Origin of the sequence: Cohnella zeiphila, from assembly GCF_014212055.1 — a bacterium.
GTDB classification, from domain to species: Bacteria; Bacillota; Bacilli; order Paenibacillales; family Paenibacillaceae; genus Cohnella; species Cohnella zeiphila.
In genome coordinates, this window is record NZ_JACJVO010000032.1 from 194019 (window position 1) to 210188 (window position 16170).

A 16170-nucleotide genomic window follows, 5' to 3' on the forward strand; every position below is an offset into this window, starting at 1 on the left:
GACTCCCCTGTGCGAAGGCATTGGAGCCGTTTGAAGTCATTTGAAGTCATTTGCCGGAGTCGTCCATAGAGGAATACGTTGAACTTTGAAATCGGTTCCGTTTCGAGCGCCGGTTTACATTCGAAGGCAAACTGACGCCAGGGCCGATGCGGCAAAGGGTAACGGAAATTTTGCAAAGAAAAGCCCCCGATTCCAACGCAATCGGGGACATATCGTTATGCTTCCATCTTCTGAGCCGTATACAGCCGGTGATAAAATCCTTTGCGGGCGAGAAGCTCGTCGTGCGAGCCGGCTTCGGCGATGCCTTTGTTCGAGACGTACATGATGCGGTCGCAGTTCTTCACGGTGGACAGCCGGTGCGCGATGATGAACGAGGTTCGGCCCTTGAGCAGCTCGTTCAAGCCTTCCTGCAGCAGCCGCTCGGTCTTGGCGTCGATCGACGAGGTCGCTTCGTCCAGGATAAGGATGCGCGGATCGGCGAGCAGCGTCCGGGCGAACGAGATCAGCTGCCGCTGTCCTTGCGACAGCTTCGAGCCGCGCTCGTTGACTTCGGTCAGGTAGCCTTGCTCGAATTCGCGGATGAAGTCGTCGGCGCGAACCGTTTTGGCGGCGGCGATAATCTCTTCCTCGGTCGCGTCAAGCTTGCCGTACCGGATATTGTCGAGAATCGTGCCGGAGAAGATGAAGCTGTCCTGCAGCATGATGCCCATCTGGCTGCGCAAGGACTTAAGCGTCACCTGCGAGATATCGTGGCCGTCGATCCGGATGCTGCCGCCGCTGACGTCGTAGAAGCGCGAGATCAGGTTGACGACCGTCGTCTTGCCGGCCCCGGTCGGACCGACCAAGGCGATGCTCTCGCCCGGCTTCACGTCGAAGCTGAGGTTCTCCAGGATGTTGAGTCCGGAATCGTAGCCGAACGTGACGTTGTCGAATGTCACCTGCCCTTGAATGGGGGGCAGCGCCTTCGCGCCGGGATTGTCGCGGATGGTGACCGGCTCGTCCAGCGTCTCGAAGATGCGCTCCAGGTAGGCGACGGCGTTGATGAAGCTGTTGTACAGGTTCGACAGGTTCAGGATCGGCTGCCAGAAGCGGGCCGCGTAGCTGCTCATCGCCAGAATGACGCCGAAGGTGATGTCCGCGGGACCCAGCGCCAGCAGCCCGACGAGATAGATCAGCGCCGTCACGATCGTGGACAGATTGTCGACGGAGAACGGGATCAGCGCGTTGAAACGCATCGCCTTCATCCACTCGAACCGATAATTGGCGGCCAGGCGCGTGAAGATGCCTTCGTTCCGCTGTTCCCGGGAGAACATCTGGGTGACGCCGATTCCGCTGATGCTCTCCTGCGTATAGGCGTTCAGATTGGAGCTCTTGTTGGAGACCGCTTGCCACGCCCGGCGCTGACGCGTCTTGATCAGCAGCATGACGCCGAGGAACACGGGCAGGCCCGCCAACGTGACGAAAGAGAGCCGAACGTCGACGGCGAACATGAACGCGGCGATGAAGATCAGGTTCACGATCTCCAGGATAAAGTTGATAATGCCGTTGGACAGCACGTCCGAGACCGCATTGACGTAGTTGACGATCCGGATGAGGATCTTGCCTTGCGGACGGTCGTCGTAATATTTGAACGGCAACTGCTGCAAGTGTTTGAACAGATCGATGCGAATCTCGGAAATAATGTCCTGTCCGACCTTCGTCATGATGCGGGAGCGAATCGTCGCCAGAACGACGCTGACCACGATCGTCAGCAGCATCAAGGCCGACCAGCCGACGAGCGGCTCGTAGGCCTTCGCGGGAATGGTCACGTCGACGACGTGCTGCATGATGAGCGGAGCCGACAGCCCGATGGCCGCCGACAGGGCGCTAAGCGCGAACGCAATGAGCATCGGCTTCTTCTGGCGCTTGATATAGACCATGGCCCGCCTGAAGTGCTTAATATCAAACGGGGATTCCAGGTTCTCGTCGACGTCGAATTTATTTCTAGCCACTCACGGCCACCTGCCTTCCGAGGCCTTCGTTCTGAAGCATGAATACGTCGTAGTAGTAGCCCCGCTTCGCCAGCAGCTCGGCGTGGGTTCCTTCCTCGATAATGCGGCCGTTGTCCAGAATGAGGATACGGTCGGCTTTGGCGGTCGTGGATACGCGCTGGGCGATGATGATCTTCGTGCAGTCGTGATCCAGACTCCGCAGGCTCTGCTGAATGTGCGTCTCCGTCTCGAGGTCGACCGCGGAGGTCGTGTCGTCGAGAATGAGGATCGGACGGCGGACCGCCATGGCGCGGGCGAGCGCGATCCGCTGCTTCTGGCCGCCCGACAGGCCGACCCCGCGTTCGCCCACGATCGTGTCGTACCCGTCCGGCATCTTGCGGATGAAATCGTGCGCCGCAGCGAGCTCGGCATACCGGACCGTCTCTTCCTCCGGAAGCTCGGGGTCGCCATAGGCGATGTTGCCGTCGATCGTATCGGAGAACAGCAGGACGTCCTGCGTCGCGATGCCGATGTTGCCGCGCAGCTCGTCGAGCTCCAGCTCGCGGACGTCGACGCCGTCGATCAGCACCCGTCCCTCGGACACGTCGTAGAAGCGCGGGATCAGATTGACGATCGTCGTCTTGCCCGATCCCGTCGAACCCATGATGGCGATCGTCTCGCCGGCCTGTACGCTGAAGCTGACGTCGTGCAGCACCGTCGTGCCATCGTACTTGAAGCTGACATGATCGAACCGGATGTTTCCGTCGTAGCGGCGTTTTTCCACGGCACGGTGCTCGTTGACGATGCCGGGCTTGGCATAGTAGATTTCCACGATCTTGGCCAGGCTGGCGAAGAACCGCTGAATGTCGTTGATAATGATGCCGATATTGCGCATCGGGTTGGAGACGGCCCAGATCAGGGAAGAGAAGGCCGCATATTCGCCGAAGGTGATCCGGCCTTTGATCACCAGATAGCCCCCGGCGATCATCAGGATCACGTTGAACGCCTGCGCGAACGTCTCCAGATAAGGAAAGTAATCCAGCCAGACGAGCGCCGCCGTCTTGTTCGCCTTGGAGAAATTGGCGTTCTTGGCCGTGAATTTCTCGATCTCGAACTCCTCGCGGGCGAACGCCTTGATGACGCGATTGGCCGCGATGTTCTCCTGCGTCGTCGAGTTAAGCTGCGACAGCCGCTCGCGCAGGTCGATATACATCGGCCGGACCCGCTTGGCGAACAGGAAGGCCACGACAAAGACCGGCGGCGCGAGAATGAGCAGCCAGAGCGTCAGGACGGCATCGATGGAGAAGAAATAGATGAGCGCCGCGACGAAGATCGTAAGCGATTCGATGATCGTCTTGATGATCCACGCCATCGAGTGGCGAACCATTTCCAGGTCGCCGGTCATCTTGGTCATCAGGTCTCCGGTCCGGTTATGGTCGTAATACTCCATATCCTGGCCCTGGATCTTGTTGTACAGATAGATGCGGACGTTGTACAGCGTATTTTGCGAGGATCGCTCGTACTGCATCGTCGTCAAGTAAGCTAGGCCGGTGCGCAGCAGGGAGAAGCCGATCATGCCGAGGCAGAGCGCGATCAGCAGTCCTCTCTGGTCAATCAGATTCTGGCGCGCGTCGTCGCCGGCGATGAACGTATCGATGATGCGCTGGCCGAGATAGGGATTCGCGATGGTAAGCGAAGAGCCTATGACCGAGAGGCACAACGCCAAAATATATCGCGTTCGGTTTCCTTGCAAGTTCTGCCACAACCATTTGATTTCGAACATGGGGTCCACCTGTCTTCGTAGGGTCTATTCGTTCTGTTCGCATGGTTCCTTCTTATCAAACAGACGTGATTATACCATAATTATCAGCGGGTAAAGCCCCTATTTTTGTTTTTTTATTACTGGAAAAAGGATATGATCAAAACAATGCGGAAGGAGGAGGAAATGATGAATTTTTCGAAGCTGAAGGCTTATTTGGATCGTTTTTACGTCGAGAAAAACATTCCTGGCGCGGGGCTCGCCATGTATTCCAAGCATGAGCCTGTTTTGGAGCATTATACGGGGTATTCCGACGTTGAAAATCGGATCGAATTCGGACCGGATACGATCTTCCGGCTCTATTCGGCCACCAAGGTCATTACCTGCGCGGCGCTCCTTCAATTGTATGAGGCCGGAATGTTCAAACTTAGCGATCCCCTGTATTTGTACATCCCCGAGTACAAGAATATGACCGTTCGGCACGTTCGGGACGACGGTTCGGCGGAAATCCGCCCCGCGCGGAACGCCATTACGATCGAGCATCTGTTCAGCATGACGGCGGGGATTGACGGACGGGATACCGAAGAGACGCGCAAAGTGCTCGAGACGACGAGGGGGGAGGCCCCGACGGTCGAGGTGATCCGGGCGCTGGCCAAGGAGCCGCTGCTCTTCGAGCCGGGGACCCGCTTCAAATACGGCGCGTGCCACGATGTGTTGGGAGCGCTGGTCGAGGTGCTGTCGGGCAAAACGTTCGGCGCTTATTTAAAGGAAAACATTTTCGACCGGATCGGGATGAAAGACACTTCTTTCGTTCTGAAGGACGAGAAGCGGTTCTGCAAGCTTTACAATCGTTTCAACGGAAAGACGCATACGGCCGAGAGCGTCGGCGAGACCATCGCGATCCAGCTGGGGAAATCTTATGAGAGCGGCGGCGGCGGGCTGTATTCTACCGTACCCGATTACATCCGGTTTGCCGAGGCTTTGTGCAACTACGGCTTGGCGTCCAACGGCGAGCGCATACTCCGGGAAGAGACCGTGAACGAGATGAGGAAAAAGCGCTTGAACCAAGCGGCGCAGCGGGATTTCGCCCAGTTCGGCGGCGTGAGCAAGAGCGGCTACAGCTATGGTCTTGGCGTGCGGACGCTCGTCGACCGGGAGGAGAACAACTCGCTCAGCCGGAACGGCGAATTCGGCTGGGACGGCGCCCGCGGCTGCTATGTCGTCATCGATCCAGAGGCGGAAGTGGCGCTGTTCTACGCCCAGCAAGAGAACGGCTCCCCCTGGTACCGCTGGCACGGCACGATTCGAAACTATGCGTACGCCAGCGTCTGGGAGGATTAAGCGCCGAAAAACCTACCTTTCCGGGTAGGTTTTTTTTTGCCGAGTTGCGCCTTTTGTCGAATCGTGGCATGTTAAAGGGGACGCACTCCCAACCGAAGCGAGGACACCGCAATGAACAGAAGTTCTTTTTGGAATCGTTTCGCGAACGCAGGAACGTTGACGCTGAAGAAGAGAATCATGATTCTGTTCTCCATCAGCTCTTTGATCCCGTTCGTCTTTGTCTTTTTTATTTCGTACCACACCATTTACTCGATTCTGACGAACAAAATTCAGGACAGCATCCGAAGCAACCTGAGGCAGGCCGAATTTTCGATGGAGAACGCGATCGGCAACTTGAATTCGGTCTCCCAGCAGCTCGCCTACAGCGGAACGATCGGACGCGAGCTGGATACGCTGTTTACGTCCAAAGATCCTTACGTCCGTTCGCAGATGAACGACGAGATCAACAGCGAGATGAACTTGATCACGTTCACCAATCCGAACGTAGGCTTGACGATGTACTATTTCCAGCAGGACCGCCAGATCCGGTTTCCCAATTCCGGCGTCAAGCCGAACTTCGATCCCACGGGCTTGCCGCTGTTCGCCCAATATTACGGCATTACCTATTATGGCCCGCATCCCAGCTTCGACCGTTTCAACAACAACTTGGTGATGTCCGCCATGAAGCAGGTCAAGCTGCCGGGACGCAACGACGTCTATGTCTACCTGGAGAGCAGCGATAAGCTCACCCAGGCGATTTTCGACAAAGGCAAGCAGGTTCAGAACGTTCAATACTTGTTCCTCGACAACAGCCACAAGATCACCTACAGCCAAATCCCGGACACCTTCCCGGCCGGCTCGGTTTTTGCCGGAGACATCGCGAACGTCTCCCATGGCTTGCAGCGGGATTACTATTGGTTCAACGAGACGAGCAATCAGGGGTGGAGCATCGTCTCCATTATCTCCAAGGCCGAGTACGACAAGGAGATGAACAAATGGTTTCTGCAAATTATCGGGTCGTCGCTTTTCTTCCTGGCGGTCAGCCTGCTGCTCGCTTGGCTGTTATGGAAGATGGTCTACCGGCCGCTCTCGAACTTCAACAAGGAGATCAAGCTGCTGACCAGCAACGAGGCTCCTTCCCCGCTGATCAAAACCAACATTCCCGAATTCGATCAACTGCTCGACAAGTTCCGCGATATGAAGGGACAGATCTGGGACTTGTTCAATGAAGTTCAGCAGAAGGAGAAACGAAGAGCCGATCTGGAAGTGGAGAAGCTGCTTTATCAGATCAATCCCCACTTTCTGATGAATACGCTGGACACGGTTCACTGGCTGAGCGTCATGAACGGACAGCAAGAGATCGACCGGATCGTCTCTTCGCTCAACAAGCTGCTCCATTACAATCTGGGCAAGCTCGGCCAGACCTCGACGATCCGCGATGAGGTCGACGCGCTCAAGCAATATTTGACCCTGCAGAAGGTCCGGTACGACTTCGAATTCCAGGTGAATATCGAGGTGGACCCGAGCATTCTCGATACGCCGATTCCCCGGTTTATCCTGCAGCCGCTGGTGGAAAATTCGCTTTATCACGGCTTTAGCGACAACGGCATGATCGAGGTGCGCATCGTGGCGCGGGAAATGATCGAAATCTCGATTCAGGATAACGGTTCCGGCATGTCTCAGGCGGAGATCGATAAGCTCCTGAACAGCGAGCAGCTCGATCGGGAGAAGGTCGGGATGGGCATCGGCATGAATTACGTGAAACGGATGCTGGAGGTTTTTTATAACGGCAAAGCGCGTTTCCGAATCGAGAGCGAGCCCGGAAAGGGCACCTCCATTTATTTAACTTTGTCCATACTAAAAAAGGAGGACTTGCAATGATTCGGGTACTGATCGTCGACGATGAGAAATTGGTCAGACAGGGCATCATCTCTTCTTTGCCGTGGGAAGCGTTCGGTATGCAGGTGGTCGGGGAAGCCAAGAACGGGGAGAAGGCCGTCGAGTTTCTGGAGCAGAACGAAGCGGATCTCATGCTGACCGATTTGGCGATGCCGGTCATGTCGGGCATCGAGCTGATGCGGATCGTTCGCAAACGCTACCCCAATCTGTACATCATCGTCCTGACGCTGCACCAGGACTTCGAGTACATCCAGGAGGCGCTTCGTCTCGGAGCGATCGATTATATCGCCAAAGTCGAGCTGGTGCAGGACCGATTCCACGAAATCCTGCAGCGAATCCATGCGCGGATTACGGAAGAAGAGAGCAAGCGGGGACCTCTGACGCAAGGCGCTTCCGCCGTTGAAGCGGAGTCCGGTCCAAGAATGACCCCGGCTGCGGACGATGCCAAGCCGGCCTCAGCGGAAGGGGTCGACGAGGAGACCGAACGGTGGTCGGCCCTGGGCTGGATCTATGATGACGGCCAATTCGAGGAGCGATTGCAGCGGCTTAAGACGTACGGGCTGACGGGAGAGACATTGGCCCGCGTGTTGGCCGATCTGGCCGAGAGCTGGAACGAGCAGTACGGGCTTGAGGCGGCCGACAGACTGAACCCGCCGCGGACCGTCGACGTTTGGGATGAGGCCGAGAGCTGGCTCGTCGACTCGCGCGGCGCGCTGAGCCGTTTGCTGGACGGCCCGCAATATTCCCTGGACGTCCGGGATGCGGTCAAGAAGGCGGAGAGGTTCATCCAGGAGGACTTAAGCGGACAGCTGCACGTCGCCGATATCGCCAAGCGAGTCAATATCAGCAGGAGTTATTTCAGCCAATGCTTCAAAGACATTACGGGCAAGACGTTCAACGAGTATGTCCGTCAGGCAAGGGTCGACAAGGCGAAAGAGTATCTCGTTCATACGAATCGGCCGATTCTGTGGATTGCGGAGAAGACGGGGTACCTGGACGGCAAATACTTCAGCAGCGTCTTCCGCGATCAGACCGGGCTGCTGCCCAGCGCCTTCCGCAAGGCATACCGTCGCGAGAACGGGAAATAGCCGATCTCGAATCGGACACCAACCGACTTTTTTCGTTGTAAACGCGCGTTCGGGGAGACAGTAGTCCGAAAGTCGTGGGGACAAACGTCCGATTCGGCGAGCGGGGAGTCATCTCTCCCCCTTATTACGCAACCGATTTCCGTCTAACGGCCAAAGGGGCTGTGTTACATTTAACGAGGAAGCGAAAACACTTGGAGAGAAGGGGACTCTTTGAGACACAAGAAGAAAAGCATCGCGATCGCAATGGCGACCCTGGCGCTCGTCGTCAGCGCTTGCGGAAATTCGAACAACAACAATTCCGCTGCGAGCGACGCGGCTCCATCCGGAAGCAGTTCGTCATCCGCTTCTGCGGCGCCCGCGGATCCGTTCGGGAAATATGCCGATCCGGTCACGCTGAGCGTCGGCCAGCAGGTCGATCCGTCGGATACGACGCTGCCTGCCGGAGATACGCCGGACAGCAACCAGTACACTCGATATATCAAGGACAACTTGAATATCGACGTGAAGGACGCGTTCACGGCATCGCCGACCAACTACAACCAGAAGGTCAGCCTCTCGATCTCCAGCAACGATCTGCCGGACGCCATGATCGTGAACGCCCAGCAATTCCGCGAGATGAGCGATAACGGTCAGCTCGAAGATCTGACCGACGCGTTCAATCAATACGCATCTCCGGAGCTGAAGCGCGTGCTTGCGGATTCCAACAAGCGGGCGATGGATACGGTGACGGTCGACGGCAAAATCATGGCGCTGCCGCAAGCGGAAGACGCCGGCGTCCACGAGATGTGGATTCGCCAGGACTGGCTGGACAAGCTGGGCCTGCAGCCGCCGAAGACGGTGGACGATCTGGAGAAGGTCGCCGACGCGTTCGTCAATCAGGATCCCGACGGCAACGGCAAGAAGGACACGATCGGCATTGCCGCTCCCGACAGCAGCGACGCCAGCAAGCTGTACGCGAATTTCCTGGAGTCCGCGAACAACCTGTACGGGTTCGATCCGGTCTTCGCGGCGTTTGACGCGTATCCCGGTTATTGGGTGAAGGATGCCAACGGCAACCCCGTATATGGTTCGACTACGCCGGAGACGAAGCAAGCGCTCGGCAAGCTGGCCGAGATGTATTCCAAAGGCTTGATCGACCAGCAAATTTCGGTTCGTCAGGATTCCGGCGAGCCGGTCATCAGCGGCCAGACAGGCATTTTCTTCGCACCGTGGTGGATGGGGTACGGCCCGTTGACCGACGCCGTCAAGCAGAACCCGAAGGCGGATTGGCAAGCCTATGCGCTGCCGCTGGACGCGAGCGGCCAATTTAAGCCGCACCTCAGCGCGCCGGCCGGGCAATTCCTGGTCGTCCGCAAAGGGTACAAAAATCCGGAGGCGGTCGTCAAGCTGGAGAACCTGCTGCTTCGCGACGAGAGCAAGTTCGATCTGTCCAAGGGATCGATCGGCTTCTATCCCGTCCGTCTGGCGCTCGGTCCTTCCGACGAGTCGGAATTCACGGTCAAAGCGCTGCAAGACGTGCTCGCGGGCACGAAGAAGCCCGAGGATTTCAGCGACAAGCCGGAGTACAAGCTGCTCGCGGGCGACTTGGCCAACATTAAGAAAGTGAAGACGGAGCCTTACGACAAGATGGATATCCAATATTGGAATCCGAATGCGGATTTGGGGGCTTGGACCCGTCTCTATTCGCTGATGGTCGGCGTCTCTCCCTTCATGGATCTGGAAGGGAACGGAGTCAGCAGCCTGATCTACTCCCAGACGCCTACGATGGAGAGCCGTTGGGTCAACCTGCAGAAGCTGGAAGACGAGGCGTTCCTCAAGATCATCGTCGGCGCCGCGCCGCTCGATTCGTTCGACAAATTCGTGTCCGATTGGAAGCAGCAAGGCGGAGATCAAATCACCTCCGAAGTGGCCGAGGCCATCAAGTAAGACCGAATGAAGGAATAACAAGAGGCGCTTGGCGGCAAGCGCCTCTCTGTTCCCGGCCATAAAGCCCGACAACCGATCAATCACCCTTCGGTTGACGGATAACGGTTGCGGGGAGGAGGGAAGATTCGTGAAAACAAAAGGTTTTGCCAAGCATTACTACCTCATGCTCCTGCCGGGGTTCGCATGGCTTGCCGTATTCGGTATTTTTCCCATGTTCGGCATCGTGCTCGCGTTCGAGCACTTCAGTCCGGTTAAAGGGATGTTCGGTTCGGATTGGGTCGGCTTGGAAAACTTCCGCTACATGTTCTCGCTGAACGATACGAAGAGCATCTTCGTGAATACGATCTTTATCGCGATCATGAAAATTATCGCGAATCTGGTCGTGCCTCTCGTTTTCGCCTTGCTCCTGAACGAGCTGCGCATCGTCGTGATGAAAAAATGGGTGCAGACGATCGTCTACCTGCCCCACTTTCTTTCCTGGGTTATTCTCGGCGGCATCGTCCTCGACTTGTTTTCCCTGGACGGCCCGGCGAACCAGATCTTACATGTGTTCGGAATCGACGCCATCAATTTCTTCGGCAAAGCGTCGCTGTTTCCGTTCCTGGCGGTAGGCACCGATGTCTGGAAGGAATTCGGCTTCAATATGATTATTTACCTGGCGGCGCTCACCGGCATCAACCCGGCCTTGTACGAGGCGGCAGGGATCGACGGGGCGTCGCGAATGCGGCGGATCTGGCACGTCACGCTGCCGGGCGTGCGCACGACGGCTTCCCTGCTCGCCGTGCTGGCGCTGGGCAACGTGTTGAACGCCGGCTTCGATCAAATTTTCAATCTGTACAACCCTCTCGTTTACTCTTCCGGGGATATCATCGACACGTGGGTCTATCGTACAGGCTTGCTCAACATGCAGTATGAGCTGGCGACGGCCGTCGGTCTGCTCAAATCGGTCGTCGGCTTCATCCTCATCGGGATTTCTTACTTCGCGGCCTACAAATGGACCAACTATCGGATTTTCTAACAGAGAGGAGGGAGGGACATGGTTCGAGATACCACGATCGGCTCCCGAGCGTTTGACATTCTGATTATCGTCATCCTGATCGCCGTCACGATCACCTGCGTGCTTCCGTTATGGTACACGCTGGCGATGTCGCTCAGCACCAAATCCGCCGCTGCGGCGGGTCAGGTCTCGTTGTGGCCGGTCGGCTTCAACTTGAATTCCTACAAGCAGCTGCTGCAGGACAATCAGTTCTTCGTCTCGTTCTGGACTTCGGTCAAGCGCGTTCTGCTCGGCGCCGGCCTGAACCTGCTGATCGTCCCGCTGATGGCGTATCCTCTGTCGAAGACGATCAAGGACTTTCGGCTTCGCAACGTTCTGATGTGGGTACTCATCTTCACGATGCTGTTCAACGGCGGCCTCATTCCCTTGTATCTGACCGTCAAGCAGCTCCATCTGTTCAACAGCATCTGGTCGCTCGTCCTGGTCGGCGGCGCGCAGACGCTCGTGTTCAACGTCATTCTGGCCATGAACTTCTTCCGCAATCTTCCGCGGGAGCTGGATGAGGCGGCGCTCGTGGACGGAGCGGGACCCTGGTACATTCTCCTCAAAGTGTATGTCCCGCTGGCGGCGCCCGTGCTGGCCACGGTCTCCTTGTTCAGCATCGTGTACCACTGGAACGAATTCCTGTACGGCCTGGTCTTCATGACCCGCCAGGAATTTTACCCGCTGCAAACCTATATCCAGCAGGTGGTCGTCATGCTCGATCCGTCGACCATGTCGCAGGATCAGCTGCAGCGGATGAGCCAGCTGTCCAACCGCACGCTGAATGCGGCGAAGATCTTTATCGCGATGATTCCGGTTCTCGTCGTCTACCCTTTCCTGCAGCGCTTCTTCATTCACGGGATTACGCTCGGCTCGGTTAAGGAGTAGAATCAAGAAGGAGTCGTCAAGGAGAAGAGGAGGCGGTTGTGAGCATGAAGCGAATCGTGGCGATCGTCGGCGATTACTATCACGACGAGTCGCTGGCCAGGGAGTCGCTCGTCAAAGCGTTCGAGGCGATTCCGCCGGATGAGGAGCGCGCGCTCGAATTTGTCGGGACGAAGGACATGGTTCGCGTGCTCGAAGAGCGTCCGGATGCGGTCGTGCTGTTCAAGGAGAACCGGCTGAACCCGCAGGACGAGAAGGTCGAGCTGTGGATGGACGAAGCGGTGTCGTCCGCGATCGCAAGCTACGTCCGGGAAGGCGGCGCTTGGCTGGCGTGGCACGCAGGCCTCGCGTCGTATCCCGAGGAGTACGAGTATGTGAAGATGCTCAGAGGTTTTTTCCTGTCGCATCCGGCGCAGAATAAGCCGGTGCGGTATGTTCCCGTTCATACGGAAGCTGCCGGCCGGTCCGGCGAAGCGTTAGGGTTCGTGGACGAGCATTATTTCGTCTCCTGCGACGAGAACGATACCGAAGTATTCCTTCGTTCGGAATCCGAGGACGGCTCCTCGATCGCCGGTTGGCGCCACGCGTACGGCAAGGGCAAGGTTCTCTGCCTGACGCCGGCGCACCGCCGGGAGGGTCTGCTCGACCCGTCGTTCCTGAAGCTTCTGGGCGGATGTCTGGAATGGTGCGCGACGCGCTAAGCTCGCCGCCGGTCGACGAGCGAAGACGGAAAGATAGCGGAATTACGATAAGGCAGGCAGTCGTCAAGACTGTCTGCCTTATTTTTTTGGCATCCCCGGAACGTTCACAGAGCCCAACTCAGCGGAATCGTGAAGTCATACAGCCGTATCGGCGTTACATCGGCCCGAACGGACTGGACGGGCATGGCTGCCATGAACCTCACCGCATCCCTGAACGTTTTTGATCCGATCGTCCGATCGAATGGCAGATCCGCCGCTGCAAGGAAGCGGGGTTTCGACGTCGCCTTCGCTGCGGACGACGGGCATTCTGAGCGTGCCGGGGGTCGTCCATCCGGGCGCTTTTTGTCGTTCGGCGGCACTTTCTGGAAAGGGGCGGAAGGAATTTCGGAAACCGGATCCGAATTTTATAGAAAAAGAACGATTACGGAAAGGAGGTTCATGATGAGATCCTTCTCTTCTCCCAAGTCGGGGGAGACGTCATCGCCCGCGTCGAAAAGCGGGTCGCAAGCTCCGGCCGCCAGAGCCGGGGCGGCCTTGCAGAGAATGGCCGGGCCGCAAGGCGCGCCAACTCCCGCAGGGCAGCTGATGCAGCTGCAAAGCGCCGTCGGGAACCAGGCGGTGCTGCAGCTTCTGGCGTCGGAAGGGCAGCGCCGGGTGCTTCCCGATCCGAAGAGCGCCCTCCCGCCGGTCGAACCGGCAGCTTATCCGGGGGCCGGGGCTCCGATCCAGAGGGTCAGAGACACGTTAGCTGCTTTCGTTAACAAGGAATCCATCGTGACCCCTGCGCAACTCATGGGTTTTTTGGACCGGATCGACGAACAACTCGAAGAGCTTCACGATGAGGAGACGGCCAACTCCAAGCTGTTGGCCGAATTGCGCAGTACATTTCTGGAGAACTACACCAAGCTGCTTGAGGAAATTAAAAAGGAGAAATCCGATACGGACGATCCGTCGGAATTCGCCATCGCGGTAAATGACTTCAGCGCCCTTGGCAGCAACGCCCAAAAATATTTTAGGAAAGCCATGGTCTCGCTTCGGGACATGCGCAATGAATTGAACCGCTCCTTGGAGGTTCACCAGCTCACTTTGGAGAGCCGAAACCAGTTGAACGGTTATAAGGAAGAAAAACAAAAGGCTTCCTACAAGGAGCCGGAGCGGGCGAAGACGATTACCGAATGGGACGATCATTACGCTTACTTGTACCGCCGAATGTCGGTCGACGAATACAACCTCCTTGGGAAGGTGAACGAGAAGAAGAAGCTGGAGAAAGTGACCCCCGATAATAACAGCCGCAAGTGGCTGTCGACGAGCAACGCCCATTCCTTCGCCTTCACCAACGAAGACGTCGTCCACTCCGGGGTCGAGGTCAAGGAAGTGATCGTTCGTTTTAAAGTGGACAAGAAAAAGTTGATGAAAATTTTGGAAAAAACTTTTCCGGCCTACAAAACGGACTCGTATAAGCCCAAAAATAAGGACAGGGTGCTGATTCATCAGGAATTGCTGGCGCAGGGCAGCAACGCCAATACCGGAACGGATGAAGAGTTGGAGACGATCTTCCGCAACAATGAGCACTTCAACATCGGCTTTTCGATGAAGACCGTCCAGCTTCTGGACCCTGCTATCGTGGAGATCACGGCGACGCCGGTCGGGTAAGCGGCATCCTTCGGAAGCCGGCGGAGCGGCCGGGCGTATCGCCGCGCAAGCGCTTCTACCGAGTCTCCCGCATCAGCTTGGAGAGGCCGAGCATTCGGATCAGCAGCCAGTCCCGCAGGCGGTCGGATCTGCGGCCGAGCATCACGATCATGCGGGCTACCCGGCCCGCAGCATAACGCGTCCGCGGTTTGGCGGACGTCAAGGCGTGAACGACCGCATCCGCGACGACGCTTGCGGGCGAAGCGGACTGCTTGGCCATGGCGGAGTCGAAGGCCGCCATGGCCTCTTCGTACAAGGCCCGTTTGTCCGCCGGAATTCCGCTCAGGGATCGGTCGTATTCCGCATTGGCTTTCTCGAAGATCGAGGTTTGAATCGCTCCGGGCTGGATGAGCGAGACGCTCACGCCCCACGGCTTCACCTCCACCCTCAACGCGTCCGTTATCGCCTCCAACGCATGCTTCGATGCGGAGACGGCTCCGAAATAAGGGAACGCCAGCTTGCCGGACGTCGCGCCGATATTGACGATCCGGCCGCGATTCCTGCGCAGCAGCGGGAGCATGGCCTGGGTCACTGCAATCTGCCCGAAGACGTTAATGTCGAACTGACGCTTGAATTCATCCGGCGGGATCAGTTCCAGCGGTCCTTTTACGATGCAGCCCGCGTTGTTGACCAGTCCGTCCAATCCGCCGGCGCCAAGCGATGCCGCAATCTCACGGGCCGCCGCCTGAACCGAATCGGGGCTCGTGATGTCGAGCCGGATCGGAACGATCTTGCCGGCAATCGTCTTTTTCAGCATCGCTCCCCGCTCCAGGTCCCTCACTCCCGCGAAAACGCGCCATCCTCTGCCCGTCATCGCTCTCGCCAGTTCCATGCCGATACCGCCGTTCGCGCCTGTGATCAACACGGCCCGCTCATTAGCGTTATTTGCCATTTCAAACTCACGCTCCTTATGCTTTCAAGTCACCCGCCAACGTATTTATTGTAAGCCGATTTTTGTATAATAAAGAGTAGGGCGTTTATCGTGGGAGTAAGAATAATAGTCTTCCGGCAGGAGGTTCACCTTATGGCGAACTCGGCAAAGCATAAAGAATTAGGAGATTTCCTGAAGACGAGGCGAATGCGGATGTCCCTTCAGGAGGCGGGTCTGCCGGTTGACGGGGCTCGGCGTCGCACGCCCGGCTTGCGGAGGGAGGAAGTCGCGGCGTTGTCCGGCGTCTCTCTGGCCTGGTACACGTATCTGGAGCAGGGGCGGCTGATTCGCGTATCCGAACAAGTGCTGTCCAGTCTGGCTCGCACCTTGAAGCTGGATCGGGACGAGCGCGATTACCTGTTTAAGATGGCCGGGCAGCGTCCGCCGGACGATGCTTCGCCCGCCGCCGCGGAGGAAGATCGCCTTCCGCCTTCCCTGCGGCTCGTCCTGGACGGGATTCGCGACTATCCCGCTTTTATCGCGGACGGCCGGTTTACCGTCGTCGCCTGGAATCGGCTGGCCTCCGCCGTGTTCGGCTACCGGAAGGAAGAAGACGCCTTGGAGCGCAATCTAATCTGGCGCTTGTTCGCCAATCCGGCCCATCAACAATTGTTCTGCGAATGGGAGCATCTGGGCAAGCTGCTGCTCGCGCAGTTCCGGAATTACTACGGGAACTATGCGGACAATCCATGGTACGTCGAACTGGTGGAGAAGCTGAAGGAGAAGAGCCCCGAGTTCGCCGAATGGTGGCCGAGGCACGAAGTGTTGGAATCGCTGGAAGGTTTTAAGAAAATGCGCCATCCTCTGCTCGGAGAGATCAGTCTGGAATACAACAGCTTCGCGGCTGGCGACGATCGCAACTTGATGATGGCCGTGTTCACGCCTCGGCCGGGCACCGATACGGCGGACAAGCTGAAACGGCTTATCGCGGAATAGGGACTCTGCTCCCGAAACTCCCAA

Annotated in this window: 12 protein-coding genes; 9 read left to right on the top strand and 3 right to left on the bottom strand. The window is 57.4% G+C overall.

From position 1 onward, the window contains the following. Positions 1 to 215: 215 nt before the first annotated feature. Together H7C18_RS24930 and H7C18_RS24935 are read right to left on the bottom strand one after the other, a co-directional pair. Entirely contained in the window at positions 216 to 1991 is a 1776-nt protein-coding gene (locus tag H7C18_RS24930) for an ABC transporter transmembrane domain-containing protein (protein ID WP_185131819.1), read from the bottom strand. Next, a complete protein-coding gene (locus H7C18_RS24935; protein ID WP_185131820.1) occupies positions 1984 to 3753 on the bottom strand; it encodes an ABC transporter ATP-binding protein in 1770 nt (589 codons plus the stop codon). The genes H7C18_RS24930 and H7C18_RS24935 overlap by 8 nt, the downstream gene beginning before the upstream one ends. A gap of 165 nt (positions 3754 to 3918) precedes the next feature. Between H7C18_RS24935 and H7C18_RS24940 the strand changes: the two genes are divergently transcribed. The 8 genes from H7C18_RS24940 (at position 3919) to H7C18_RS24975 (ending at position 14240) form a co-directional block, all read left to right on the top strand. After that, positions 3919 to 5070, top strand: coding sequence for a serine hydrolase domain-containing protein (locus H7C18_RS24940; protein WP_185131821.1), 1152 nt, complete (start codon positions 3919 to 3921; stop codon positions 5068 to 5070). Positions 5071 to 5181: 111 nt separating this feature from the next. Then, positions 5182 to 6930, top strand: a complete 1749-nt coding sequence (locus H7C18_RS24945) for a sensor histidine kinase (protein ID WP_238357939.1) — start codon at positions 5182 to 5184, stop codon at positions 6928 to 6930. Further along, complete coding sequence (locus tag H7C18_RS24950) at positions 6927 to 8036, top strand: response regulator transcription factor (RefSeq protein ID WP_185131822.1); 1110 nt, start codon at positions 6927 to 6929, stop codon at positions 8034 to 8036. Before H7C18_RS24945 ends, H7C18_RS24950 begins: the two co-directional genes overlap by 4 nt. 210 nt (positions 8037 to 8246) lie before the next feature. Next, positions 8247 to 9962 carry an extracellular solute-binding protein gene (locus tag H7C18_RS24955; protein WP_185131823.1) on the top strand — a complete coding sequence of 572 codons (1716 nt, stop codon included), beginning with the start codon at positions 8247 to 8249 and terminating at the stop codon, positions 9960 to 9962. A 127-nt stretch (positions 9963 to 10089) separates the two neighbouring features. Continuing rightward, positions 10090 to 10980, top strand: a complete 891-nt coding sequence (locus H7C18_RS24960) for an ABC transporter permease subunit (protein ID WP_185131824.1) — start codon at positions 10090 to 10092, stop codon at positions 10978 to 10980. An 18-nt stretch (positions 10981 to 10998) separates the two neighbouring features. Beyond that, positions 10999 to 11889: a carbohydrate ABC transporter permease gene (locus tag H7C18_RS24965; protein ID WP_185131825.1), complete on the top strand. Its 891-nt coding sequence runs from the start codon at positions 10999 to 11001 to the stop codon at positions 11887 to 11889. 44 nt (positions 11890 to 11933) lie between these two features. Further along, positions 11934 to 12587, top strand: coding sequence for a ThuA domain-containing protein (locus H7C18_RS24970; protein WP_185131826.1), 654 nt, complete (start codon positions 11934 to 11936; stop codon positions 12585 to 12587). 441 nt (positions 12588 to 13028) lie between these two features. Next, complete coding sequence (locus H7C18_RS24975) at positions 13029 to 14240, top strand: hypothetical protein (RefSeq protein WP_185131827.1); 1212 nt, start codon at positions 13029 to 13031, stop codon at positions 14238 to 14240. A 55-nt stretch (positions 14241 to 14295) separates the two neighbouring features. Here the strand turns inward: H7C18_RS24975 and H7C18_RS24980 are convergent, their stop codons facing one another. Beyond that, complete coding sequence (locus H7C18_RS24980) at positions 14296 to 15171, bottom strand: SDR family oxidoreductase (protein ID WP_185131828.1); 876 nt, start codon at positions 15169 to 15171, stop codon at positions 14296 to 14298. Positions 15172 to 15303: 132 nt separating this feature from the next. On the opposite strand from H7C18_RS24980, the gene H7C18_RS24985 reads away from it, so the two are divergent. Then, entirely contained in the window at positions 15304 to 16146 is an 843-nt protein-coding gene (locus tag H7C18_RS24985; RefSeq protein ID WP_185131829.1) for a helix-turn-helix transcriptional regulator, read from the top strand. The last annotated feature ends 24 nt before the right edge of the window (positions 16147 to 16170 follow it).

Coding starts and splice junctions, on each gene's coding strand:
- H7C18_RS24950 (WP_185131822.1), top strand. CDS start 6,927: ATGATTCGGGTACTGATCGTCGACGATGAGAAATTGGTCAGACAGGGC.
- H7C18_RS24985 (WP_185131829.1), top strand. CDS start 15,304: ATGGCGAACTCGGCAAAGCATAAAGAATTAGGAGATTTCCTGAAGACG.
- H7C18_RS24980 (WP_185131828.1), bottom strand. CDS start 15,171: ATGGCAAATAACGCTAATGAGCGGGCCGTGTTGATCACAGGCGCGAAC.
- H7C18_RS24970 (WP_185131826.1), top strand. CDS start 11,934: ATGAAGCGAATCGTGGCGATCGTCGGCGATTACTATCACGACGAGTCG.
- H7C18_RS24945 (WP_238357939.1), top strand. CDS start 5,182: ATGAACAGAAGTTCTTTTTGGAATCGTTTCGCGAACGCAGGAACGTTG.
- H7C18_RS24935 (WP_185131820.1), bottom strand. CDS start 3,753: ATGTTCGAAATCAAATGGTTGTGGCAGAACTTGCAAGGAAACCGAACG.
- H7C18_RS24975 (WP_185131827.1), top strand. CDS start 13,029: ATGAGATCCTTCTCTTCTCCCAAGTCGGGGGAGACGTCATCGCCCGCG.
- H7C18_RS24965 (WP_185131825.1), top strand. CDS start 10,999: ATGGTTCGAGATACCACGATCGGCTCCCGAGCGTTTGACATTCTGATT.
- H7C18_RS24940 (WP_185131821.1), top strand. CDS start 3,919: ATGAATTTTTCGAAGCTGAAGGCTTATTTGGATCGTTTTTACGTCGAG.